This is a genomic window from Streptomyces flavidovirens DSM 40150 (assembly GCF_000429085.1).
Taxonomy (GTDB): Bacteria; Actinomycetota; Actinomycetes; order Streptomycetales; family Streptomycetaceae; genus Streptomyces; species Streptomyces flavidovirens.
In genome coordinates this window covers 1-24,409 of the sequence record NZ_AUBE01000002.1, presented here as the reverse complement: position 1 = coordinate 24,409, position 24,409 = coordinate 1, and the positions used below count along the sequence as shown (strand labels likewise).

Genomic DNA, 24,409 nt, shown 5'->3' with positions numbered 1-24,409 from the left:
CCCGCGCCTACGAGGCGCAGCTTCCCCCTACGCCGACCAGCAACTCCCCGACGCGCATGCGCACAACCCCCGCCCCCGCTCAGCGCACCTCGATGTACGCCGCCGAATCCCTCGGCGCCCGTTCCTTCGGCGGTGTCGCCGCGTGGCCCACCGCGACCGCGCCCATCGGGTCCCAGCCCTCCGGCAGCCCCAACACGCCCCGCACCACTTCACGGCAGAACATCGTCGACGAAACCCACGCCGACCCCAGCCGTTCCCCCGCCAGCGCCACCAGGAAGTTCTGCACACCCGCCCCGGCCGCGACCACGAACATCTCCCGCTCCGCCGCGTCCCGACGAGCATCCCCGTACACATGCGAGCCGTCCATCACCAGGCACGGCACCACCAGATAGGGCGCCCGGCGCAGCACATCCCCCCGCCGCACCCGCTTCGCGATCGACTCCTCCGACTTCCCGTCGGCCCGCAGATCCGCCACCCAGGCATCCCGCATCGCATCGAGCAGCGCCCCCCGCGCCGCCTCCGACTCCACCAGCACGAAGCGCCAGGGCGTCGTGTGATGCGGCGCGGGCGCGGTAACAGCCGCCGCGACCGCGCGCCGTACCGCCCCCGGATCCACCGGCTCGTCCGTGAACTCCCGCACCGTACGCCGCAGCGTCACCGCTTCCCGTACAGCCTCGGACGTCCCGAGCCGGAACATGTCGTCACCTGCCGACCGGACCAGGTCACCCGTGCCGCCGTCCTCCTCGCCCACCACCCGCGAAAGCCCCCGCACCACCGCGACCGGCAGCCCCTCCGCCTTCCCCTTCACCAGATCACCGGCGGCCGCCAGTTCATCCCCGACAGCGACGACCGTCACGTTCAGCGGATTGCCGTACGCATCAGTCCCGCCCCGCAAATCATCGAGAACCCGGACACCCGCTGCCCCGATCGCGACATCCGTCAGCCCGTTGCGCCAGGGCCGTCCGAAGGTGTCGGTAAGAACGATCCCCACGTCCACGCCCAGCGCGTCCCGCAGCCCGCTCCGGATCCGCCGCGCCGAGGCGTCGGGATCCTCGGGCAGCAACAGCACGGTCCCGGCCTCGGTGTTGGACGCGTCGACTCCGGCCGCGGCCATGACCAGCCCCTGCCGGTTCTCGACGATACGAAGCGTTCCGCGCCGTGCGACCACACGTACCGTCTCGGCGTCGATGGCGGCGTCACGGTCGGCCGCCTGTACGACGCGGCCCTCCGCCTTGCTGACGATCTTCGAAGTGACGAGCAGGATGTCCCCGTCGACGAGCCCGGGCCCGGTGGCCGCGATGAGCTTGGCGATGTCGTCCCCGGCCCGCACCTCCGGCATCCCACCGAGCGCCCACACCCGATACCCCACAGCTCCGCCCGCCCCCTCCGAGCCCACAGCTCCGCCCGGACCCACAGCTCTGCCAGGACTCACGGCCCCCTCCACAACCCGCCCCGCCCCCTGCGCCGGCACCACCGAGCTCACCCCCGAACCTCCTCGGCCAGGACCAGCGCCTCCCGCGCCATCGCCGCGGTGGCCTCCACGTCGGTCATCATCAGCGGAACGGCCCGGCACCGGATCCCCGCACTCTCCACCTCGTCCACCACACCCGCGTCCACAGTGTCGACAAGCCACCCGTCGAGCAGCCCCGACCCGTAGTGCCGGGCGACAGCCGCAGCGGTCGACTCCACGCCGACCGCGGCCAGCATCTTGTCGGCCATGCCCCGGACAGGCGCGTCCCCGACGATCGGCGAGAGCCCCACCACCGGCACCCCCGCGTCGGCGATCGCCTCGCGGATGCCGGGCACGGCCAGAATGGTCCCGACGCTCACCACAGGATTGGACGGCGGGAAGAGAATCACGTCGGCCGAACCAATGGCCTCCAGGACCCCCGGCGCCGGCTTCGCCTGCTCCGCGCCCACCGGCACGACCGCGTGCGCGTCCACCGACGCGCGCAGCTTCACCCAGTACTCCTGGAAGTGAACGGCCTTGCGCTCCCCGCCCACATCCACGGCGACATGCGTCTCGATACGGTCGTCGGACATGGGCAGCAGCCGAACCCCCGGCTGCCACCGCTCGCACAGCGCCTCCGTCACCGCGCTCAGCGGATATCCCGCGCCGAGCATCTGCGTACGGACGATGTGCGTCGCGAAGTCACGGTCGCCGAGCCCGAACCACTCGGGTCCCACGCCGTACGCCGCGAGTTCGCCCTTCACCTGGAAGGTCTCGTCCGCACGCCCCCAGCCCTGTTCCTCGTTGATGCCACCGCCGAGGGTGTACATCACGGTGTCGAGGTCGGGGCAGACCTTGAGCCCGAACAGATGAATGTCGTCACCGGTGTTGCCGATGACGGTGATGTCCGCGTCAGGCGCGGCCGACTTGAGGCCGCGGAGGAAGCGAGCGCCACCAATACCGCCTGCCAGAACCACAATGCGCATGCACAGCAGTCTGTCAGGCCGGTACGACATCCTGTGACTGGGCGGCCGGGGAGGAGCACCGCGCCGAGTGCATCGGCATCTCGGAGAGGCCGGGGAAGTAGACGTGCAGGCTGACCGCCGGCTCCAGCGCGTCGTTGACGACCTCGTGGACGTACCCGGGCGCGAACACCCGCTGCGAACCCGCCCCGAGGGTGCGCCGCACCCGCCCCGTCCCCGCGTGCTCGGTCAACTCTCCGTCGAGGACGGTCAGTACGCCGGACGACGGCCCGTGATCATGCATACCGCTGCCCTGTCCGGGCACCCAGCTCAGCAGCCAGACCTCGTATCCGGGTCCGGTACGCAGCCGGTGGTACCAGCGGCTGGTCGCGTCGTACGAAATGAGGTGCTCCCATTGCGCGCAGTCGGCGGCGATGGAACGGGCGAGGCCGGCGAACTCGGCGACGGTGGCCGGGTGCTCGCGGGCGGGCTGGAGGAGGTGCTGGACGGCGAGGATGTCGCCGGCGATCTGGAGGTCGCTGTCGCTGTTCATGGTGCGGGGGTTCCTCGGCATGAGAGTGCTGGGGTGTCGCAAGGAAAGGTGTCGCAAGGCAAGTGCAAGACCAGATGCTGCGGAGGCGTTACGCAGAGTCAGGCACAGTCAGGCAGATTCAGCTGGAGCGCGGAGGCTTCAACAGCTGGAACAACAGCAACAGCAACAGCCGAAACGGACCTGGGCAGCACGACGGAACCCACAGGTGTGGGTTCGGAAGAGCACTGCGGTCACTGGCATGCCTTCAAGGAGACCCGCTTGCTCACGCGCTGTCAACCTCGTGACCGTTTTGGGGGTAATGTTTCACCTCATCCGGTTAATGGATGTGGAGAAAGGTTTGTGCAGCCGAGGGGGCGGAGATGTGGCGCATCAACCGCGCAGGCAAACCTCGTTGAGGCGTCGCAGCCGGACTGTGATTCGGATCGCTTCCGCGGGCCGACCGCAACAAGATCAAACCCGCCCGCGTCTCACCCTGGTGAGGGGCTGTGGATGAGCCAGTGGCATGTGCTGCAGCTTTTACCGATTTGAACACTTTCCGCATAGCTTTGGTTCCGCCGGGTGAATAACCGGCTCAATAGCAGATCTCGGCTTGACTGCCTCGGATCCGCACACTTGTAATTTCACTCGTGTCGTTCGGCCGAAAACGGCAACGACTACATCACGGGGAAGCAAAGACAGACGAGGGGCGCACATGACCGAGCTGTTCCAGCAACTGCTGGTCGAGGACGCGGACGAGGAAATCGGCTGGCAGGAGCGCGCCCTGTGCGCACAGACCGACCCCGAATCCTTCTTTCCCGAGAAGGGCGGCTCCACCCGCGAGGCCAAGAAGGTCTGTCTCGCCTGTGAAGTCCGCTCGGAATGCCTTGAGTACGCGCTCTCCAATGACGAACGGTTCGGAATCTGGGGCGGTCTGTCCGAGCGCGAACGCCGGCGACTGAAAAAGGCCGCCGTCTGACCGCCCGACTGTCACACACAGTCGCGACCCACCGGGACCCACCGCGATCCACCGCGACACCGGCCGCGACCCGGCCCCGCGCCCGACGCCTTATTGACCAATTGGCACAAGCGTGCACGTATCAACCGGTCCGTCGCCCGGCCCCCGGCCGCAGGCGGCGGACCGTTGTGCTGCCCAGCCGTTAGTGTGGGGCGCTGTCCGAGACGCAGCAACCGCCCCCAAGGGTCGCGCGCGTCGACGCAGTCAGACAGCAGCCTTCCGGGGGGCGACCCCCGGACCCCGGCCGGAGGGCCCGTACCCCGATGTCCGTGCACAGCCAAACGTCGGCGCCGTACGCGGCGGCCGCTCCCGAGTTCCCCCGCCATGTCGTCACCGCCGTGCTCGTCTCCCACGACGGAGCGCGCTGGCTGCCCGACGCCCTCGCCGGGCTCCTGGGGCAGGAACGCCCCGTACAGAACGTCGTCGCCGCCGACACCGGCAGCGCGGACGACTCCGCCGAACTGGTCACCGAAGCGATCGGTCCCGAACGCGTACTGCACCTCGCGCGCCGCTCCGGCTTCGGCACCGCCGTCGACGAGGCAGTCCGTACCGCTCAGGTGCTCACCCCCGAGGAACTGCCCTACCTGAAGCGGCCCAGCGGCTGGGACCCGGTGAGCAGGTCCTGGCGCGACGACGCGTACGACCTGCCCGAACTCCCGCACGGCGAACCGGTGCAGTGGCTGTGGCTCCTGCACGACGACTGCGCGCCCGAGCCGGACGCGCTCGCCGAACTGCTGCGCGTCGCCGACTCCGACGAGCACGCCGCGATCATCGGCCCCAAGCTCCGCGGCTGGTACGACAGGAAGCAGCTCCTCGAAGTCGGCGTCTCCATCGCCAACAGCGGCCGCCGCTGGACCGGACTCGACCGGCGCGAACAGGACCAGGGCCAGCACGACCAGGTCCGCTCCGTACTGTCCGTGTCCACCGCCGGCATGCTCATCCGCCGCGACGTGTGGGAAGAGCTCGGCGGGTTCGACCGCCGGCTTCCCCTCATGCGCGACGACGTCGACCTGTGCTGGCGCGCCCACGCCGCCGGCCACCGCGTCCTCGTCGCCCCCGACGCCGTACTGCGGCACGCCGAGGCATCCGCGCGCGAGCGCAGGCCCATCGACTGCGCCGGCCGCTCCGTTGCCAGCCCGCACCGCGTCGACAAGGCGGGCGCCGTCTACGCGATGCTCGTCAACGCGCGCGGCGCCCTCCTGCCGTACGTCATGCTGCGGCTCGTCTTCGGCACGCTCCTGCGCACGCTCGCCTACCTCCTCGGGAAGGTCCCCGGACAGGCGGTCGACGAGGTCACCGGCCTGATGGGCACCCTGCTGCGCCCCGGCAAGATCCTCGCGGCCAGAAAGCGGCGCGGAAAGGGAAAGGTCGACGCGAGCGAACTGCGGCCCCTCTTCCCGCCGACCGGCGCGACCGTCAGAGCCACCTTCGAACAGGTCGCGGGCAGCCTCGGCTCCCGCTCCGAGCCCGACTCCGCCTCCGGTTCGCGGCACGGCGTCGTCGAGTCGGGCCCCGGCGGCGACGACGCCGACTACATGGAGATCGAGCAGTTCGCGCGGCTGAAGCGGATCGCCCGCAAGCCGGGCCCCGTGCTCTTCCTCCTGCTCCTGTTCGTCTCGCTCGTCGCCTGCCGCGGCCTCCTCGGCGGCGGTTCGCTGGCAGGCGGCGCACTGCTGCCCGCGCCCGCCGACGTGTCCGACCTGTGGTCGCGGTACGCCGATGTCTGGCACCCCATCGGCACCGGCGGCACCCAGACGGCGCCGCCCTACCTCGGCGTCCTCGCCGGCCTGTCGGCCGTCTTCCTCGGCTCCACCGGGCTCGCGCTCACCGTGCTGCTGGTCTGCTCGGTGCCGCTGGCCGGCCTCACCGCCTACTTCGTCTCGCGCCCGCTCGTCGAGTCCCGGCTGCTGCGCGCCTGGGCGGCCGTCGCGTACGCCTTCCTGCCCGCCGCCACCGGAGCCCTCGCGACCGGCCGGCTCGGCACGGCCGTCCTGGCGGTACTGCTGCCGCTCATCGCCCGGTGCGCCGTCTCCGCGAGCGGTTTCCGCGCCGGGGGCGCGCGCTCAAGCTGGCGCGCCGTCTGGGCGTACGCGCTCCTGCTGACCTTCGCCACGGCGTTCACGCCGGTCGTGTGGCCGATCGCCCTGGTGCTCGGCATCGGCGTACTGGCGCTGCGGCGCGGCGACATCACGGCGTACGGACTGCGCTTCCTCGCCTCGCTCGGCACCCCCGTCCTGATGCTCGCCCCCTGGTCGCTCTCCCTCCTCACCAGCCCCGCCGGCTTCTTCCGCGAGGCGGGCCTCGACTTCAGTACGGGCCCGGCCGGCGCACTCGACCTGCTCGGCGCGAGCCCCGGCGGCCCCAGGGCGACGGGTGGGCTGCTGCTCATCGGCATCGTCCTCGCAGCGCTGGCGGCTCTGCTGCGCAGTGAGCGGACGTATCCGATCCGCACCGCGTGGGTGGTGGCGGTCGTCGCCCTCCTCTTCGCCGTGTTCGCGAACAGGTCCGAAGGCGGCTGGGCCGGACCCGCGACCCTCGTTTACGGCCTGGCGCTCATCGGCGCCACCGTCCTCGGCGCGGACGGCGCGCGCGAACGCGTCGCCACCCAGAGCTTCGGCTGGCGCCAGCCCGTCGCCGTACTGATCGCCTTCGCCGCGGCGGCCGGACCGCTGCTCGCCGCCGCCGGCTGGATGATCGGCGGCGCGGCGGGGCCGCTGGAGCGGCGGGACCCGGTGCAGGTGCCGGCGTTCGTCGCGGAGGAAAGCGGCACGCGCGACCAGGCCCGCACCCTCGTCCTCGGGGGAACGTCGGCCGCGAAGGTCTCGTACACGCTTGTACGCGGCTCCGGAGCCCGGCTGGGTGACGGGGAACTCGCCGCGGCGGGCGGCAGCAGCCCGCAGCTCGACAAGATCGTCTCCAACCTGGTCGCGGGCTCCGGCGCCGACCAGGCCGACCAGCTCGGCGGGTACGCCGTCCGTTACGTCCTTGTACGGGACGGGGCGCCGCGCGCGATGAGCCGCGTCCTCGACTCGACCCCCGGCCTGAGCCGGCTCAGCCAGCTCGACGGCAGCGCGCTGTGGCGCGTCGACCGCCAGGTCGCGCGGGCCACGATCGTCTCCGGCAAGGCGGGCGACGAGCCGCTGTCGGTCGCGTCGAGCACGGTCGAGGCACACACCACGATCCCGGCAGGCGAGGCCGGCCGGGTACTGCGCATCGCGGACTCCGCGGCCGAGGGCTGGCAGGCCACGCTCGACGGACGCGTATTGGAGAAGAAGACCGTCGACGGCTGGGCGCAGGGCTTCGAACTGCCCGCCGAGGGCGGCCGGCTCGACCTTACGTACGAGGCCCCCGTCGCCCACACCGTGTGGATCTGGACCCAGGTCGGCCTCTGCCTGCTCCTGTTGGTGCTGGCCCTGCCGGGCCGCCGCCGCGAGGTCGACGACGACCTGCCGGAGGAGGAGATCGACGTACCCGTGCAGCCGGTGGCGGGCGAGGGCCGCCGGGCGCGCAGGCTGCGCGCGGCGGCGCAGACGGAAGCGCCGCACGCCCCCCAGACGGACGCGCAGGAGGATGACGGGGACCAGCCCCCCGCCGACCCGTACGGTCAGCCGCCCCAAGGGCAGGACGGGACCGCCGTGTACGCGTCCGTACCCCAGCAGCAGCAGCAGCAACAACAGCAGCAGTACGGCGAGTGGGACGCGCAGTCGTACGCGGGCACCGAGTACGGACAGCAGCAGCAGTACGGCGGCCAAGAGCAGCACCAGGGTTACGGCGGCGAGCAGTACCAGGGCGACCCGTACCAGGCGGCCGGGCAGTACGGCGACGGCGGGCAGTACCAGGCGGACCCGTACCAGCAGGCGGACCAGTACCCGTACCAGGAAGGCCAGTACCCGGCGGCCGACCAGTACCAGGAGGGCCAGTACGACCCGTACGGCTACGGGCAGCAGCAGCAGCCGCAGCAGCATCCCTACGCCGAAGGCAACGAGCCCGAGCAGCGTCCCGACGGGAGCAACAACCGATGAACCGCACCACCCTCTCCCTCATGGCCGCCGTCACCGCCCTCGCCGCGGTCACCGGGTTCGCCGTGGTCTTCGCTCCGGAGGACGGCACGACCGGGGCCGCCGCCGGCACGGCGACCCCGGCGCGGATGCCGGTGGAGCGCTCCAGCCTGCTGTGCCCCGCGCCCAGTACGTCCGAGGTTGCGGAGACGGCGTACACGTCGTTCACTCCGGCGGGAACCGGCGCCGCGGACGCGAAAGCGGGCTCCGCCGCACTCGTCCCGACGGACGCGACCCTGGCGGCCCCGGACGACGGCAAGGACAAGAAGCAGGACAAGGACAAAGACAAGGACAAGGACGCGGGAAAGACGGAAGCGAGCAAGCCGGTCCTCTCCCTGAAGGAGCCCGGCAAACCCGTAACCGCCGAGGCGAACACCGCCGAGGCCCCCGCCCTCGTCGGCTCGGCCGACGGCCGCCTGGCCCCCGGCTGGGCCGCCCAGCAGACCACCAAGGTCAGCGCGGGCCAGGGCCGGGGGGTGCTCGGCGTCAGCTGCACCGCGCCCGACACCAGCTTCTGGTTCCCCGGCGCGAGTACCGCCGACGAGCGGCAGGACTACGTACACCTCACCAACCCGGACGACACCGCCGCCGTCGCCGACATCGAGCTGCACGGCAAGGACGGCGTCCTGGAGTCGGACTCGGGGGAGGGCATCACGGTGCCGGCCAGGTCGAGCGTGCCCGTACTGCTGTCCACGCTGAGCGCCGACAGCGCCGAGGACGTGACCGTCCACGTCACCACCCGCACCGGCCGCGTCGGGGCCGTCGTGCAGGCCGTGGACGAGGAGGGCGGCAGTGACTGGCTGGCCGCGTCGGCCGAGGCGTCCGGCAGCGCTGTGCTGCCCGGTATCCCGGCGGACGCGACGTCCGTACGCCTGGTGGTGTTCGCGCCCGGTGACGACGACGCCGACCTCAAGGTGCGGCTCGCGGGCCCAACCGGTTCGATCACGCCCGCCGGCCACGAGACGCTGCACGTCAAGGCGGGGATGACCACGGCCGTCGACCTCAAGGACGTCACCAAGGGCGAGGCGGGGTCCCTGCTGCTGAGCCCGGCCGCACCGGGGCGCCCGACTCCGGTGGTCGCCGCGCTGCGCGTGGTGCGCGGCAAGGGCGCCGCCCGGGAAGTGGCGTACATCCCGGCGACCGGGCAGGTGGGCGAGCGGGCCACGGCGGCCGACAACAGGGCGAAGGGGTCGGTGCTCTCACTGACCGCGCCCGGCGCCGCGGCCGAGGTCAAGGTGACCGCGTCGGCGGGCAGCGAGGCTGGCGAGGCGGTCGTCAAGACGTACAAGGTGAAGGCGGGCACGACGCTCGCCCTGACGGAGCCGCCGGTGCCGTCCGGGCTCAAGGGCTCGTACGCGCTGACGGTCGAACCGCGGTCGGGCGGCCCGGTCTACGCGTCGCGGGCGCTCGAACTGCCCGAGGACGGCGTTCCGATGTTCACCGTGCAGACGATGCCGGACGACCGCGGGACGGTCGCGGTGCCGGAGGCGGAACAGGATCTGTCGGTACTGGACGACTGACCGGGCCGGACTGACCGGGCCGGAGGACGGGCGGGCGGGCGGGCGCCGGCATTCGCCCGCCCGCCCGCCGACCGGTCAACTCCGCCCAGCCGTTCCCCCCTACCCCTCAGTCCTGCCCGTCCCCGTACCGCGGATCGACGGATTCCGGTGACAGGCCGAGCAGTTCCGCCACCTGTTCCACGATGATCTCGTGCACGAACATGGCGCGCTCGTCGCGGCTCTTGGTCCGGATCTCGACGGGCCGCCGGTAGATGACGATCCGCGCCGGATGCGCGCTCGTCGCGGCGATCATGCCGCCGAGCGGCACGGACTCCGCGGCGTAGGGGCCGGAATCGTCGCCGCCGGCGGGCGGCACGTCGAGCACCAGGAAGTCGACCTCGGCGAGCTGCGGCCAGCGCCGTTCCAGGCGCTCGACCGAGTCCTGCACGAGGTCGCCGAAGGCGGCGGCCCGGCTGGTCGAGAGGGGCACCTGCGGCGGGGCCACGGGGCCGCGCATGCCGCGCCCGTGGCGGTCGCGTCGCCGCGGCCCGGGGCCGGCGGGGAGGGGAGGTACGGGACTGTCCATCACTGACGCAGGGTAGCCCTCATCGGGACGGTTGAATCGCGCCGGAGGGGTGGCATGGGGCATGTCGCATATTGAGCATTCCAGCCAAGATTGGGCTCGATTTCACGCCCGTACGCGACCGTCGATCTCGCATCGCTTGTCGGCATTTGCCCCAAGTGGCGACTGGTCACGGCCCGGTCACCGGCTGTGCCCACCGGCCTCCCCGCAGGTCAGGGCAGTTGCGCAAGGGGCCGCTGGGGCGAAGTGAGACCCGCGACACGGTGGAGTGACGTGGGGGAGAGTCGTCGCGGCCCGCTCAAGAGTGCGGTACCGTCCAACGTCGTGAGCCCTGTACGTCGCTGTTCGCGCACCGCGTGCGGCCGCCCTGCCGTCGCGACACTGACGTACGTCTACGCGGACTCGACCGCAGTCCTCGGCCCGCTCGCCACCTACGCCGAGCCCCACTGTTACGACCTGTGCGCCGAGCACTCGGATCGGCTGACCGCGCCGCGCGGCTGGGAGGTTCTCCGGCTCGTCGACGGCTCGGCCCCTTCCCACCCCAGCGGCGACGACCTCGAAGCGCTCGCCAACGCCGTACGTGAGGCCGCCAGGCCGCACGAACGCGCAGCGGAAGCGGGCGGCGGGCCCCGTGCCGCGGACCCGATGGAGGTCGCGCGCCGCGGGCACCTGCGCGTACTGCGCTCCCCGGACTCCTGAGCAGGCTCCTGAGCGCCTGCGGGTAGCCTCAGGGCACCAACGGGGACTTCAGGAGGGCTGACCGTGGCTGCTGACCGGGCTGATCTGTCGCAGATCGTCAAGGCGTACGACGTGCGCGGAGTGGTTCCCGATCAGTGGGACGAGTCGCTGGCGGAACTGTTCGGAGCCGCGTTCGCGCAGGTGACGCAGGCCGATGCGATCGTCACCGGGCACGACATGCGGCCCTCGTCGCCCGGTCTCTCGCGGGCGTTCGCGCGCGGGGCGGCGGCGCGCGGAGTGGACGTGACGGAGATCGGTCTGTGCTCGACCGACCAGCTCTACTTCGCCTCCGGGCAGCTCGGGCTGCCGGGCGCGATGTTCACCGCTTCGCACAACCCGGCGCAGTACAACGGCATCAAGATGTGCCGGGCGGGAGCGGCGCCGGTGGGGCAGGACACGGGACTGGCGGAGATCCGCGCACTGGTGGAGGAATGGTCAGCGCAGCCGGCGACGCCGCCCGCCGCGCGTACCGGAACCATCACTCACCGCGACACGTTGTCGGACTACGCGGCCCATCTGCTCTCTCTCGTCGACCTGTCCTCGATACGCCCCCTCAAGGTCGTGGTCGACGCGGGCAACGGCATGGGCGGCCACACCGTCCCCACGGTCTTCGCGCCCCTCCCGCTGACGCTCGTCCCCCTCTACTTCGAGCTGGACGGCACGTTCCCGAACCACGAGGCCAACCCGCTCGACCCGAAGAACCTCGTCGACCTCCAGGCCAAGGTCCGCGAGACCGGCGCCGACCTCGGCCTGGCCTTCGACGGCGACGCGGACCGCTGCTTCGTCGTGGACGAGCGCGGTGAGGGCGTCTCCCCGTCCGCGATCACGGCGCTGGTCGCCGCGCGCGAACTGGCGCGCAACGGGGGCAAGGGGGCAGTGATCCACAACCTGATCACGTCGTGGTCGGTCCCCGAGGTCGTACGGGAAAACGGCGGCACCCCGGTCCGTACCCGCGTCGGCCACTCCTTCATCAAGGAGGAGATGGCCCGCACCGGCGCGATCTTCGGCGGCGAGCACTCGGCGCACTACTACTTCCGGGACTTCTGGAACGCGGACACCGGCATGCTGGCCGCCCTCCACGTCCTCGCGGCTCTCGGCGGTCAGGACGGCACGCTCTCCGCCCTGGTCGCGGAGTACGACCGCTACGCGGGCTCCGGGGAGATCAACTCCACCGTGGACGACCAGGCGGGCCGCATGGCGGCGGTCAAGGCGGCGTACGCCGGCCGCGAGGGAGTCACCATCGACGAACTCGACGGCCTGACGGTCACCGCAGCGGACTGGTGGTTCAACCTCCGCCCGTCGAACACGGAGCCGCTGCTGCGCCTGAACGTAGAGGCGAGGGACGAACCCACGATGACCAAAACCCGAGACGAGACCCTGACCCTGATCCGCGCGTAGCCGGCTTAGCGGGCGGCTGCCCATCACCGGGTCACCCCCGCTCGGTCACCCCGCCCGATCAACTCGCCCGGTCAACCGCGCCCGGTCAAGCCCACCGGTCAACCGCGCCCGGTCCCCCCGCCCGGTCCCCCCGCTCGGTCCCTCCACCCGGTCAACCGCGCCCGGTCAAGCTCACCCGGTCAAACCCCGCCGCCGGCGATCGGCCCCGAGCCGCGCCTGCGGCGTGGACCGCCGATTCGGCACGGTATGCGCGCGCCATGATCGTCGCACTGGCGCGAGGCTGACTACGGCGAGCCTGGTGCTTGGCCTGCGCTCAGACGTGCGGTGCGGACCATTCGCTCGTCCCGCGCACGCCTGCGCCGCGTAGCTGCCGCCTTCGGCGTGCGGGGTGCACCCGCAGCCGCACCCCGCCCCCACCCTCCGGGGCCTGGGGCTTGCCCCAGTTTCGGGAAGGGGCGGGTAGGGGACAAGCTCGCGCAGCGGCCGTCTACCCGCACCCGGCCACCCCCCGCCCTGCCCCCTCACCCACCTCACCGGCCCCCGCGCCCACGCCGCCCCGCACCGGCCTGACGCACCCCCTGCTCCCCTCCGAACACCCACCACCCCACCCCAAACGCAACCAGCGACGAGGAACACCCACGTCCCGCCAGCCCGCGCCGCCCCCCACCCGGCGGTAGGCTGACCTGGCCCAATCCGTACCCGTATCCGCATGCTCGAAGGGACCCACCCCATGCCGCTCGAAGCCGGCCTCCTGGAGATCCTCGCCTGCCCCGCCTGCCGCGCGCCCCTCAGCGACGCGTCCACCGCGGAGACCCCCGAGCTGATCTGCACCAGCAAGGACTGCGGCCTGGCCTATCCGGTACGGGACGGCATCCCGGTACTCCTCGTCGACGAGGCCCGCCGCCCCGCCTGACGCAGCCGGCCTGAACGCAGCCCGCCCGACGCGCCCTGCCGCCCGCACGCCCCGCCCGCGCCGGCCGCCCGCGCCGCCCGCACACCCCCGCCCTGCCTGACGCCCCACCCACCACCCCCGCGCAGCGCCCCACCACAGGCCACGCGCCCGGCGATCGGAGGCCCGCACCATGCTCGACGAGTCGTTGCTCGACGACCCGGAGTCCCTGGCCCGAGCCGACCACCGCGGCCTGCTGCGCGGCGCCGCCGAGGCAGGCGCCCGCGTACGGACAGCCGCCCGGCACGCCACAGAGGCCGGCCTGGCCGAGATCAAGCCGGAGGGCCGCCCCCGCGCCGTACTGATCGCGGGCCCCGGCACCGCCGCGAACGGCGTGGCCGACCTCCTCGCCACGCTCGCCGGCGCCTCCTGCCCCGTAACCCGGCTGCACTCGACCGGAGTCGCCCCCGCCGCCGGCGCCCTGCGCTGGACGCTTCCGGGCTGGGCGGGCTCGGTCGACCTGCTCCTCCTCGTCACCCCGGACGGCGCCGAACCCGGCCTCGCGGTCCTGGCCGAGCAGGCGTACCGCCGCGGCTGCACGGTCGTCACCGTGGCCCCGCAGCGTTCCCCGCTGAGCGAGTCCGTCAACGGCGTGCACGGCCTGGTCGTACCGATGGCGACAGCCCCGTACGAGGAGTACGACGAGGGCACCGCCACCGGCCCCGGCGCACTCTGGGCGCTCCTCACCCCCCTCCTCGTCCTCTTCGACCGCCTCGGCCTGATCACCGCACCCCCGGACACCCTCCGCCTCGTCGCCGACCGCCTCGACCGCACCGCGGAACGCTGCGGTCCGGCCATCGCGATGTACAGCAACCCGGCTAAGACGCTCGCGTCCGAGCTCGCCGACTCGCTCCCGCTCATCTGGACCGAGGGCGCGTACGCCGGCCCCGTCGGCCGCCGCTTCTCCTCCGTACTCGCCGAACTGGCCGGCCGCCCCGCCCTCTCCGCCGAGCTGCCGGAGGCCCTGCCCGCCCACGGCGTACTGCTCTCGGGAGCTTTCGCCGCCGGCGCCGACCCCGACGACTTCTTCCGCGACCGCGTCAACGAGGCACAGGCACTGCACGCCCGAGTGGTGCTCCTGCGGGACCGCCCGACCGGCGGAATGACCGCGGCCCCCGCCGCCCGCGAACTCGCGCTGAGCCACGACACAGCCATCAGCGAGATGGAACCGGAGGACGGCAGCGAGCTGGAGAACCTCGCCGAGATGCTCGCCATCACGGATTTCGCCGCCGTTTACCTGGCGCTCGCTTCCGCAGGCGGATCATGAGCACCAGCACCAGCACCACCTGACCGCAGCCGGCCACCTCCCAAACGCCACAAGGCCACTGGCCCTCACCAAGGTCACCACACCCAGGGGAAGCCCCATGGACCGCCTCTCGAACACCGTGCGCCCCTACGCCTGGGGCTCCACGACCGCCATCCCGGCCCTCCTCGGCACCGCCCCCACCGGCGAACCCCAAGCCGAGATGTGGATGGGCGCCCATCCGGGAGCCCCCTCCCGGATCGACCGCGGCGACGGCAAGGGCGAACAGCCGCTGTCCGCAGTCATCGACGCGGATCCAGAAGCGGAACTGGGCGAGGCCGCGGTACGGAAGTTCGGCCCCCGCCTCCCCTTCCTCCTCAAAATCCTCGCGGCCGGCGCCCCCCTCTCCCTCCAGGTCCACCCGAACCTCGCCCAGGCGAAGGAGGGTTACGCAGCCGAGGAGTGCGCCGGGGTCCCGATCGACGCCCCGCACCGCAACTACAAGGACGCCAACCACAAGCCCGAACTGATCTGCGCGCTCACCCCCTTCGAGGGCCTGTGCGGCTTCCGCGCCCCCGCCGAGTCGGCCGACGTACTCGCCGCGCTCGAAGTCGACTCCCTCAAGCCGTACGTCGACCTGCTGCACGCCCACCCCGAAGAGGCCGCCCTCCGCGAGGTGCTCACCGCCGTACTGTCGGCGGACCGCGCCGAAATGGCCGAGACCGTCACGTCCGCCGCGGCCGCCGCGAACCGCCTGGGCGGCGCGTACGCCCCGTACGGGATCCTCGCGCACCACTACCCCGGCGACCCGGGCGTCATCGCCGCCATGCTGCTCAATTACGTACAACTGCAGCCCGGTGAGGCCCTCTTCCTCGGCGCCGGCGTCCCGCACGCGTACCTCAGCGGCCTCGGCGTCGAAATCATGGCCAACTCGGACAATGTCCTGCGCTGCGGCCTGACCCCGAAGCACGTGGACGTCCCCGAACTCCTCCGCATCGTCCGCTTCGAGGCCCGCGACGCCGGCATCCTGCGCCCCGAGGCGTCGTCCTCCACCGGCGAGGAGCTGTACGACACCCCGATCGACGAATTCCGTCTCTCGCGCCACGTCCTGGCGCCGGGCGCCACCCCGCGCACTCTCCCGTCCGGCACGCCGCAGATCCTGCTCTGCACGGCAGGCGAGGTCCGCGCGGGCGAACTGACTCTCGCGCCGGGAGAGTCAGCGTTCGTACCAGCAGGCGAATCGGTCGATTTGTCCGGTACGGGCACACTCTTCCGCGCCACAGTGGTCGCCTGACGTACCGTCCGTACGGGCAGCCGCGGCAAGCTGCAACAATGTGCGGCCGTACGGCGGCGCCAGGGCCGCGGCACCAAGGAAGGGACATCCGGCACCCATGAGTGCGTCAGGCGGAACCAAGGCGATCGTGGCGGCACTCGCCGCCAACCTCGCGATCGCAGTAGCCAAGTTTGTGGCGTTCCTCTTCAGCGGCTCGTCCTCGATGCTCGCGGAGAGCGTGCACTCGCTCGCCGACTCGGGCAATCAGGGCCTGCTGCTGCTCGGCGGCAAGAAGGCCAAGCGCGAGGCGACCCCGCAACACCCCTTCGGCTACGGGCGCGAGCGCTACATCTACGCCTTCCTCGTCTCGATCGTGCTCTTCTCGGTCGGTGGCATGTTCGCCATCTACGAGGGCTACGAGAAGATCAAGCACCCGCACGAGATCGAGTACTGGTACTGGCCGGTCGGCGTGCTGGTCTTCGCGATCATCGCGGAGACCTTCTCCTTCCGTACGGCGATCGTGGAGTCGAACCGGACGCGCGGCAACCTGTCCTGGAAGGACTTCATCCGTCGCGCCAAGGCGCCCGAGCTGCCGGTCGTCCTCCTTGAGGACCTCGGCGCTCTGGTCGGCCTGATCCTGGCCCTCGTCGGCGTGAGCCTGGCGATCGTCACGGGCGACGGCGTCTGGGACGGCATCGGCACCCTCTGCATCGGTGTCCTGCTGATCATCATCGCGATCGTCCTGGCAGCCGAGACGAAGTCGCTGCTCCTCGGTGAGGCGGCGGGCACGGAGGACGTGGACAAGATCCAGGCCGCGCTCGTCGACGGCGACACGGTCACCCGCGTCATCCACATGCGTACGCTCCACCTCGGCCCCGAGGAACTGCTGGTCGCCGCCAAGATCGCGGTCCAGCACGACGACACGGCCGCCGACGTCGCCCACGCGATCAACGCGGCGGAGGACCGTATCCGGGCGGCGGTCCCGATCGCCCGCGTGATCTACCTGGAGCCGGACATCTACAGCGAGACGGCGGCAGCGGCGGGCGAGAACCCGGCCAACACGCCGGGCGGCCCGTCCGCACACTGACGCCCGCAACACCCACACGACGAAGGCCCCCGCCGTCCACCGGCGGGGGCCTTCTCGCTGACCGGAACCGCCCGGTCGCCCGGAACCCGGCTCGGAACGGCGCTGACCACGCCACTGCCCAGGCCCGAACCCCCGGACACCCGGACGACCGGCTGGACGCCGAGCCCTCGGCGCCCCGGCCAGGAGCGAGCAGAGGACCACGTCGCGGCGCCGACCGGTCGCCCCTGGGACGACTGTCCGTCCGTACGACGACTACTGAATCTCGCCCAGCACCCGCAGAATCGCCGCCTCGTCCGGCGCGGCCGAAAGCCGCTCCCGGAAACCGGTGTTCATGAGCTTGCGCGAGAGCAGCGCCAGGATCCGCAGGTGCTCGTCGCCCGCGGCAGCCTCCGGTACGGAGATCATGAAGACGAGCTTGGCCTTCGTACCGTCCAGCGAACCCCACTCGATGCCTTCGGCGGACCGGGCGAACCCCACGACAGGCTCGCTGACCGCATCGGTCTTGGCATGCGGAATGGCGATCTCCTCACCGAGCCCGGTCGTTCCCTGCTTCTCCCGGGCGAGCGCGACCCGTACCAGCTCGTCGACGTCTCGTACGTGGCCGGAGGCGGCCAGCATCTCGGCCATCTCCCGGATCGCGGCGTCCTTGTCGCGGGAGCCCAGCAGCACCTTGACGGTCTGCCCGGTGAGGTACCCGGACAGCACGCGACCGCGCTCAGCAACCGCAACCGCAGCCCCCACAGCCCCCACAGCCCCAGCTTCCCCCGCTTCCCCAGCCCCCACAGCCCCCACAGCCCCAGCCTCCGCACCCACGGCACCATCACCAGCGCCCGCACTCATCCCAACACCGGCAACCGCGGACCCAGCCGCCACCTCTCCGCCCCCGGCCCCACTCCCGACCGTGACCGCCACCGCCACGCCGCTCCGCCGGCTCCGCTCCTTGATGCCGATGAGCGCATTGGTGGTCACCGCGGTGACCACCACCCCGATCGCCACCGCCACAAAGAACATCGGCACGCCGCCCACCGCGCCCAGCCCGGCGACGATCGGCCCACCGTGCGGTACGGCGTCCGTAACCCCGGCCATGCCGGCAATCGCACCCGCGACCGCCCCACCGAGCATGTTCGCCGGAATCACCTGCGCGGGCCGCGCCGCCGCGAACGGGATCGCACCCTCCGAAATCCCGAAGAGCCCCATGAAGAGCGCGGCCATTCCCGTCTCGCGCTCCTGCTCCGAGTAGAGCTTGCGCCGCATCAGCGTGGCCAGCCCCTGCCCCAGCGGCATCACTGGAATCGCGGCAGCGCACATCCCCATCACCGTCTGGTTGCCGGTGGCGATGAGCCCGGCGCCGAACAGGAAAGCGGTCTTGTTGACCGGCCCACCCATGTCGAACGCGATCATGAGCCCCAGAATCGCGCCCAGCAGAATCGCACTCGTGCCGGTCATCCCGCTGAGCCAGCCCGTCAGATGCTCAAAAACCCAGGCAATGGGACTCCCGATCACGTACACGAAGAAAAGCCCCAGCGCCGTAGTCGCCAGGATCGGAATCACGATGATCGGCATGATCGGCCGGGCGAACTTCGGGACCTCGACCTTCTTGATCCACAGCACCAGGTACCCGGCGAGGAACCCCGTCACGATCGCGCCGATGAACCCGGCCCCCGCCTCCGAGTCGTACAGCGAGCCGTCATTGGCGATCCAGCCACCGATCATGCCCGGCACCAGCGCGGGACGGTCCCCGATGGCGTACGCGATATAGCCGGACAGGACCGGCACCATCAACTTGAAGCCGATGACCCCGACGTTGTTGACGTCCATCCAAAAGGAATCCTTCGGGATGACCAGCCCCTCCGGCGTCGCATGCCCGCCCAGCGCGAGCGAAATGGCGATCAGCAGCCCGCCGACCACCACGAACGGGATCATGTAGGAGACGCCGTTCATCAGCGCCTTGTACGCGACGCTCCGCTCCTTGCCCCCACACCCACCGCTTCCTCCGCCGCCGCTGAGCGCCGCATCGGCAGAACGCTCAGCACCCCCGTCCCCACCCGACGCCCCCTGCACGGGCGCGGTCCGCACCTGCTCGATCAGCTGCTCGGGGTGGCGAATACCTTCCGCCACCCCCACAGCCAGCACGCGCTTCCCGGAGAACCGGCTGCGGTCCACGTCCTTGTCGGCCGCGATGATGACGCCGTCCGCCTCTCTGACATCGTTGTCAAAGAAAACATTCTCGGCCCCGATGGAGCCCTGCGTCTCCACCTTCATCTCCACGCCGAGACGCTCGGCGGCCTGCGCCAGCTTCTCCGCCGCCATGTACGTGTGGGCAATACCGGTGGGGCAGGCGGTGACAGCGAGCAGCTTCGGCCGCTTCTCGCCGCTCACGTCTCCATCCCCCGAGGGGCGAGCCGGATCAGTCACGTGAATCTCCTGTCGCGCATGTGTTCCCGATGCGATGCACAGGCATGGTGCTACACGATCCGGCCAGACCAAAAGCCCAGAAAGAACCCTTCGGGGCCGCCCGTCACCCCCACTCCCTGGCGCAGTCCTGACCAGGGCGGCTGGGGACCACTGGGCCGATCGGTGTAGATTCGTGACCTAGCCAGACGTCGCTGCTGATGGCGGTCGGGCGGTCCCGTGGACCGGCCGAGGGAGAGAGGGCCTCCGACGGACTGCGCTGCGAGCGCCGGGCACTCGTATGCCCGCCGCCGCAGAGTCAGCCGTACCCGCCTCGACCCATAGCCACGAGGAGCAGCCCGCATGACGACTGTCGCAACCGGCCAGGACTTCAAGGTCGCCGACCTCTCCCTCGCCGCCTTCGGCCGCAAGGAGATCACTCTCGCCGAGCACGAGATGCCCGGCCTGATGTCGATCCGCAAGGAGTACGCCGCCACCCAGCCGCTCGCCGGCGCCCGCATCACCGGTTCGCTGCACATGACCGTGCAGACGGCCGTCCTCATCGAGACGCTGGTCGCCCTGGGCGCCGAGGTCCGCTGGGCCTCCTGCAACATCTTCTCGACCCAGGACCACGCCGCGGCCGCCATCGCGGTCGGCCCGAACGGCACCCCCGACGCCCCCGCCGGCGTCCCGGTCTTCGCCTGGAAGGGCGAGACCCTGGAGGAGTACTGGTGGTGCACGGAGCAGGCCCTGACTTGGCCGAACACGCCCACCGGCGGCCCGAACATGATCCTCGACGACGGCGGTGACGCCACCCTCCTCGTCCACAAGGGCGTCGAGTTCGAGAAGGCAGGCGCCGCGCCGGACCCGTCCACCGCGGACAGCGAGGAGTACGCCCACATCCTCACGCTCCTCAATCGCACCCTCGGTGAGAGCCCGCAGAAGTGGACCCAGCTTGCCTCCGAGATCCGCGGCGTCACGGAGGAGACCACCACGGGCGTCCACCGTCTGTACGAGATGCACCGCGACGGCACCCTCCTCTTCCCGGCGATCAACGTGAACGACGCCGTGACGAAGTCGAAGTTCGACAACAAGTACGGCTGCCGCCACTCCCTGATCGACGGCATCAACCGCGCCACCGACGTCCTGATCGGCGGCAAGGTCGCCGTCGTCTGCGGCTACGGCGATGTGGGCAAGGGCTGCGCGGAGTCCCTGCGCGGACAGGGCGCCCGCGTGATCATCACCGAGATCGACCCGATCTGCGCGCTCCAGGCGGCCATGGACGGCTACCAGGTGACGACGCTTGACGAGGTCGTGGAGATCGCCGACATCTTCATCACCACGACCGGCAACAAGGACATCATCATGGCCGCGGACATGGCCAAGATGAAGCACCAGGCCATCGTCGGCAACATCGGTCACTTCGACAACGAGATCGACATGGCCGGCCTCGCCGCCATCCCCGGCATCGTCAAGGACGAGGTCAAGCCGCAGGTTCATACTTGGAAGTTCCCCGATGGCAAGGTCATCATCGTCCTGTCCGAGGGCCGCCTGCTGAACCTGGGCAACGCGACCGGCCACCCCTCGTTCGTGATGTCCAACTCGTTCGCGGACCAGACCCTGGCCCAGATCGAGCTGTTCACCAAGCCCGAGGAGTACCCGACCGACGTCTACGTGCTGCCCAAGCACCTCGACGAGAAGGTCGCCCGACTCCACCTCGACGCCCTCGGCGTCAAGCTCACGACGCTCCGCCCCGAGCAGGCCGCCTACATCGGCGTCGAGGTCGAGGGCCCGTACAAGTCCGACCACTACCGCTACTGAGCCACACGCAAAGCACTGAACGCTCAGCAGCAGTAGCTGTCAGGCAGGCCCCCGCACCCCCGTGCCGGGGGCCTGCCCCGTGTCGGACCCGAAGAGTTCGGACAGACCCATGCCCCGCGGCCGATATTCGCTTCACGACCTCCACGACCACACCCCCCTGGGTGAAGAACACTTCCACTGCGCCCCCGGCCCCTCCGGCTGGCGTTACGTCGCGCAGATCACCACCCCCTCCAGCGACCACGCCGGCTCCGTCGACCTGGCCATCGACGAACTCGGCCGCCCCATCCGCCTGGAACTGCACTCCTCGAGCTGGCAGGTCCGCGGCGCAGCCATCGACGGCGTCACCTGGGTCCGCACCGACCCGACCGGCACTCACGCCACCGAAGGCAACGTCCGCGCCCACGCCTTCACCGGCACATCCCCCGCCTTCCTCATCGCCACCACCCGCCTCCTCCGCCTCACCCCCGGTTCCCCTGCCACCCGCGTCCGCCTCGTCGCCTTCACCGATCCGGTCCTGGCTCCCCGCACGATCGACCAGTCCTGGGCCCTGCTGAAGAGTGAAGCGCATGCCACTGACAACGGCCCCCTGATGGTGGACGAATACCAGGTCAACGCCCTGGACACCGGCGAGCAGCACCACATCTACATCGCAGGCGACGTGGTCCTGTCAGCCCCCGGCATCGAACTGGAACACCTGGAAACCCCACCCTCAACGTTCTCCTGAGCCCTCCAACGCCGAGAACAAGCCCGCACCAGCGCCCCAGCCCCCAGACCAAGCCGCCCCACACCCGCAAAACCGCGACCGAACCGGCCCGCACCACCCTCCTCTCCAGCCGGTCTGTCCTCCACCACATCAGCCCGTCCGGCGTCTGAGGACCGGGGTCTGGGGCGGAGCCCCAGTTACGGGAAGGGGCGGGGTGGGGGAAGAAAGCCCGCCACCCTAAGCAGGCGGCGCAAACCCCGTCCGCGACGACGAGCCCCCCGCCTCAGGCGCAGCGGCCACCCCCACCCCAGCCCCACCCCCAGCCGGGACCGGAACCGGAGCGCCGGCCACGCCAGCCGCACCCCCACCCGAGCCAGCCGCACCTCCACCCGAGCCAGCCCCACCAGAACCAGCCCCATTCGAACCGACCGCACCCCCACCACCACCCGCCCCCACAAACGCCCGCCGCGCATCCCGCGCCTGCCGCTCATTCACCACGGCCGCCAGGTACGCCGCCGCCGGCACCTCCCGCGGCGCCGGCGCCCCCGTACGCGCCGCCAGATCCCCGGCAAGCCGCTCAGCCATCGACCGGCTCACCTGCGGATCCAGCTGCCCCATCCGCGTCAGGTACTGCCGTATCGCAAGCCACAGCCCATCCGGCACCCCCGACAGATCGAGCCCGGCGAACCGCCCCACCAGCCACGGCGGCGGAGGCGGCACCACACCCACCCGTCCCGCGGACACCCGTTCACGTACGACGAGAGTCCCCGCGAGCACATCCCCGATCCGCCGCCCCCGCTCGGACACCAGCGAAGCAATACACGCGATGACCCCGAACGTCATCAGGATCTCCACGACCCCCACCGCCCCCCGGACCAGCGCATGCCGGAACCGGATCGGCCCCCCGTCGTCCCGCACCACCCGCAGCCCGCACGCCATCTTCCCCAGCGACCGCCCATGCGTGAGCGTCTCCACCGCGATCGGCGCCCCGACCAGCACCAAAAGAAATGACGCCACGGCAATCGCCATACCGGCCGCCTCGTCGAGCGAGGCGGTGGCTATCGCCAGCCCCACCGACACACTCAGGTAAACCGTCCACACAACCGCCATGTCGATCGCCAGAGCAAGCGCCCGGCTCGGCAGCCTCGCCGGCCGCAGCCCAAGTACCACCGCGTCGCCCGTAACAAGCTCACTCACCGGAAACCCACCCTCCGCCACCCATGGCCGCTCTGCGCCGCCCCATCCCTGCCCCCTGAATCCCCAGTCTGCCAAGCTGGCCCGCAGCACGCGCCGCGTAGTACGGACCGTACGGACCCAGTGCCTGGAGCAGCAGCCGATCATGGACCTCGACGTCTTCGTCACCGCCCACCACGCAGAGTGGGACCGACTGGACCACCTCCTGCGCCGCGGCCGCCGCCTCACCGGCGCCGAAGCCGACGAACTGGTCGCCCTCTACCAGCGCACGGCCACCCACCTCTCCCTGATCCAGTCGAGCGCCCCGGACCCCACCCTCACCGCACGGCTCACCCAACTCGTAGCCCGCGCCCGCGCCACGGTGACCGGCACCCGCCGCGCGTCCTGGCGCGACGCCAGCCGCTTCCTGACCGCAGGTTTTCCCGCCGCGATCTACCGCACCCGCCACTGGTGGATCCCCACGGCCCTGCTCTCCATCGCCGTGGCCGCCGTGATCGGCTGGTGGATCGGCACCCACCCAGAGGTCCAGTCAGCAATCGCGGCCCCAGCAGAACTCCGCGACATGACCCGCCCCGGCGGCCAGTACGAGACGTACTACTCCAGCCACCCCGCCGCTTCCTTCGCGGCCCAGGTCTGGACGAACAACGCCCAGGCAGCAGCCATGTGCCTGGTCCTCGGCGCCTTCCTCTGCTTCCCGGTGCTCTGGATTCTCTTCCTCAACATGCTGAACCTCGGCGTGGCCATCGGCCTGATGTCCTCGGCGGGCCGCCTGGACGTCTTCCTCGGCCTGGTCATCCCGCACGGCCTGCTCGAACTCACCGCAGTGTTCGTAGCCGCCGGTACGGGCCTGCGCCTCGGCTGGACCCTCATCGACCCCGGCCCCCGGCCCCGCCGTGCCGCACTCGCCCAGGAAGGCCGCGCAGCGCTCGGCATGGCGATCGGCCTGGCCCTGGTTCTCTTCGTCTCCGGCCTGATCGAAGGCTTCGTTACGCCGTCGGGCCTGCCCACCTGGGCCCGTATCGCCATCGGCGTCGTCGCCGAGCTGGCCTTCCTTGCGTACGTCTACATCCTGGGCGGCCGAGCGGTCCGAGCCGGCGACCGCGGCGACGTCGAACAGGCCGACCGCAGCGCCGAGCTCCCCACCGCCGCGTGATGTGCGTACGGCCCCTGCGAGCTGGTACTGTCCTGTCCTGCCCACAAGAGCTGTTGACATGGCTGGCGTGGGGAGGTAGGTTTTAACGGTTGCAACGAGCGGACATGCTCACTGGCAACCCTTAGTGTCTGTCTCGCTCTCCAGTGGAGTCACCTCCCCGAGAGCCTCTCGATTCATATTCGAATCACGAAGCCGATTAGCTCGGCGGAAATGCTTCTGATAAAGTCGGGGACAAGCCGAATGGCAAAAGGCCACTTCAACCGGCCGCCAGAAACAAACTCCGAACCGGAAACGGAACGGGAAACGGATCTGGTAGGGTTGGAAACACGAAATACCGAACGAAAGCCCGGAGGAAAGCCC

19 protein-coding genes are annotated in these 24,409 nt (G+C 71.0%); 12 read left to right on the top strand and 7 right to left on the bottom strand.

Annotated elements, in window-relative coordinates; translation table 11 throughout:
* Nucleotides 1-79: 79 nt before the first annotated feature.
* From G412_RS0102830 to G412_RS0102820, 3 genes are all read right to left on the bottom strand, one after another.
* Nucleotides 80-1,396 carry a coenzyme F420-0:L-glutamate ligase gene (locus G412_RS0102830; protein ID WP_028810743.1) on the bottom strand — a complete coding sequence of 439 codons (1,317 nt, stop codon included), beginning with the start codon at nucleotides 1,394-1,396 and terminating at the stop codon, nucleotides 80-82.
* An 83-nt stretch (nucleotides 1,397-1,479) separates the two neighbouring features.
* Entirely contained in the window at nucleotides 1,480-2,436 is a 957-nt protein-coding gene (cofD, locus tag G412_RS0102825; protein WP_028810742.1) for a 2-phospho-L-lactate transferase, read from the bottom strand.
* A gap of 13 nt (nucleotides 2,437-2,449) precedes the next feature.
* Entirely contained in the window at nucleotides 2,450-2,965 is a 516-nt protein-coding gene (locus G412_RS0102820; protein WP_028810741.1) for a cysteine dioxygenase, read from the bottom strand.
* A 691-nt stretch (nucleotides 2,966-3,656) separates the two neighbouring features.
* On the opposite strand from G412_RS0102820, the gene G412_RS0102815 reads away from it, so the two are divergent.
* From G412_RS0102815 to G412_RS0102805, 3 genes are all read left to right on the top strand, one after another.
* Complete coding sequence (locus G412_RS0102815; RefSeq protein WP_028810740.1) at nucleotides 3,657-3,920, top strand: WhiB family transcriptional regulator; 264 nt, start codon at nucleotides 3,657-3,659, stop codon at nucleotides 3,918-3,920.
* 302 nt (nucleotides 3,921-4,222) lie between these two features.
* Nucleotides 4,223-7,981: a glycosyltransferase family 2 protein gene (locus tag G412_RS0102810; RefSeq protein ID WP_028810739.1), complete on the top strand. Its 3,759-nt coding sequence runs from the start codon at nucleotides 4,223-4,225 to the stop codon at nucleotides 7,979-7,981.
* Entirely contained in the window at nucleotides 7,978-9,537 is a 1,560-nt protein-coding gene (locus tag G412_RS0102805; protein WP_028810738.1) for a DUF5719 family protein, read from the top strand. Before G412_RS0102810 ends, G412_RS0102805 begins: the two co-directional genes overlap by 4 nt.
* Nucleotides 9,538-9,643: 106 nt before the next feature.
* Here the strand turns inward: G412_RS0102805 and G412_RS0102800 are convergent, their stop codons facing one another.
* Nucleotides 9,644-10,102 (bottom strand): metallopeptidase family protein, encoded by a 459-nt coding sequence (locus G412_RS0102800; protein ID WP_028810737.1) that lies wholly within the window; start codon nucleotides 10,100-10,102, stop codon nucleotides 9,644-9,646.
* 321 nt (nucleotides 10,103-10,423) lie between these two features.
* Here G412_RS0102800 and G412_RS0102795 point away from each other — a divergent pair, with 321 nt between their 5' ends.
* From G412_RS0102795 to G412_RS0102770, 6 genes are all read left to right on the top strand, one after another.
* Complete coding sequence (locus tag G412_RS0102795; protein WP_028810736.1) at nucleotides 10,424-10,798, top strand: DUF3499 domain-containing protein; 375 nt, start codon at nucleotides 10,424-10,426, stop codon at nucleotides 10,796-10,798.
* A gap of 63 nt (nucleotides 10,799-10,861) precedes the next feature.
* A complete protein-coding gene (locus tag G412_RS0102790; RefSeq protein ID WP_037647559.1) occupies nucleotides 10,862-12,235 on the top strand; it encodes a phosphomannomutase/phosphoglucomutase in 1,374 nt (457 codons plus the stop codon).
* A 730-nt stretch (nucleotides 12,236-12,965) separates the two neighbouring features.
* On the top strand, nucleotides 12,966-13,148 hold the full coding sequence (locus tag G412_RS0102785; RefSeq protein WP_028810734.1) for a Trm112 family protein: 183 nt from the start codon (nucleotides 12,966-12,968) through the stop codon (nucleotides 13,146-13,148).
* Between the two features lie 169 nt (nucleotides 13,149-13,317).
* Complete coding sequence (locus G412_RS0102780) at nucleotides 13,318-14,451, top strand: SIS domain-containing protein (protein ID WP_028810733.1); 1,134 nt, start codon at nucleotides 13,318-13,320, stop codon at nucleotides 14,449-14,451.
* A gap of 97 nt (nucleotides 14,452-14,548) precedes the next feature.
* On the top strand, nucleotides 14,549-15,721 hold the full coding sequence (gene manA / locus G412_RS0102775) for a mannose-6-phosphate isomerase, class I (RefSeq protein ID WP_028810732.1): 1,173 nt from the start codon (nucleotides 14,549-14,551) through the stop codon (nucleotides 15,719-15,721).
* 97 nt (nucleotides 15,722-15,818) lie between these two features.
* Nucleotides 15,819-16,787 carry a cation diffusion facilitator family transporter gene (locus tag G412_RS0102770; RefSeq protein ID WP_028810731.1) on the top strand — a complete coding sequence of 323 codons (969 nt, stop codon included), beginning with the start codon at nucleotides 15,819-15,821 and terminating at the stop codon, nucleotides 16,785-16,787.
* Nucleotides 16,788-17,039: 252 nt separating this feature from the next.
* Here the strand turns inward: G412_RS0102770 and G412_RS0102765 are convergent, their stop codons facing one another.
* Nucleotides 17,040-19,202: a fructose-specific PTS transporter subunit EIIC gene (locus G412_RS0102765; RefSeq protein WP_028810730.1), complete on the bottom strand. Its 2,163-nt coding sequence runs from the start codon at nucleotides 19,200-19,202 to the stop codon at nucleotides 17,040-17,042.
* Nucleotides 19,203-19,541: 339 nt separating this feature from the next.
* Here G412_RS0102765 and ahcY point away from each other — a divergent pair, with 339 nt between their 5' ends.
* Nucleotides 19,542-20,999, top strand: coding sequence for an adenosylhomocysteinase (gene ahcY / locus G412_RS0102760; protein WP_028810729.1), 1,458 nt, complete (start codon nucleotides 19,542-19,544; stop codon nucleotides 20,997-20,999).
* A gap of 109 nt (nucleotides 21,000-21,108) precedes the next feature.
* The gene (locus G412_RS0102755; protein ID WP_028810728.1) at nucleotides 21,109-21,723 is read left to right on the top strand and encodes a hypothetical protein; all 615 of its coding nucleotides are present in this window, start codon (nucleotides 21,109-21,111) and stop codon (nucleotides 21,721-21,723) included.
* Nucleotides 21,724-21,939: 216 nt separating this feature from the next.
* Here the strand turns inward: G412_RS0102755 and G412_RS0102750 are convergent, their stop codons facing one another.
* Nucleotides 21,940-22,899: an RDD family protein gene (locus G412_RS0102750; RefSeq protein ID WP_028810727.1), complete on the bottom strand. Its 960-nt coding sequence runs from the start codon at nucleotides 22,897-22,899 to the stop codon at nucleotides 21,940-21,942.
* Between the two features lie 142 nt (nucleotides 22,900-23,041).
* Here G412_RS0102750 and G412_RS0102745 point away from each other — a divergent pair, with 142 nt between their 5' ends.
* The gene (locus G412_RS0102745; protein ID WP_028810726.1) at nucleotides 23,042-24,049 is read left to right on the top strand and encodes a stage II sporulation protein M; all 1,008 of its coding nucleotides are present in this window, start codon (nucleotides 23,042-23,044) and stop codon (nucleotides 24,047-24,049) included.
* Nucleotides 24,050-24,222: 173 nt separating this feature from the next.
* Here the strand turns inward: G412_RS0102745 and G412_RS40420 are convergent.
* Nucleotides 24,223-24,409: hypothetical protein (locus tag G412_RS40420; protein WP_208857834.1), on the bottom strand; the 187-nt coding region annotated here is incomplete at its 5' end.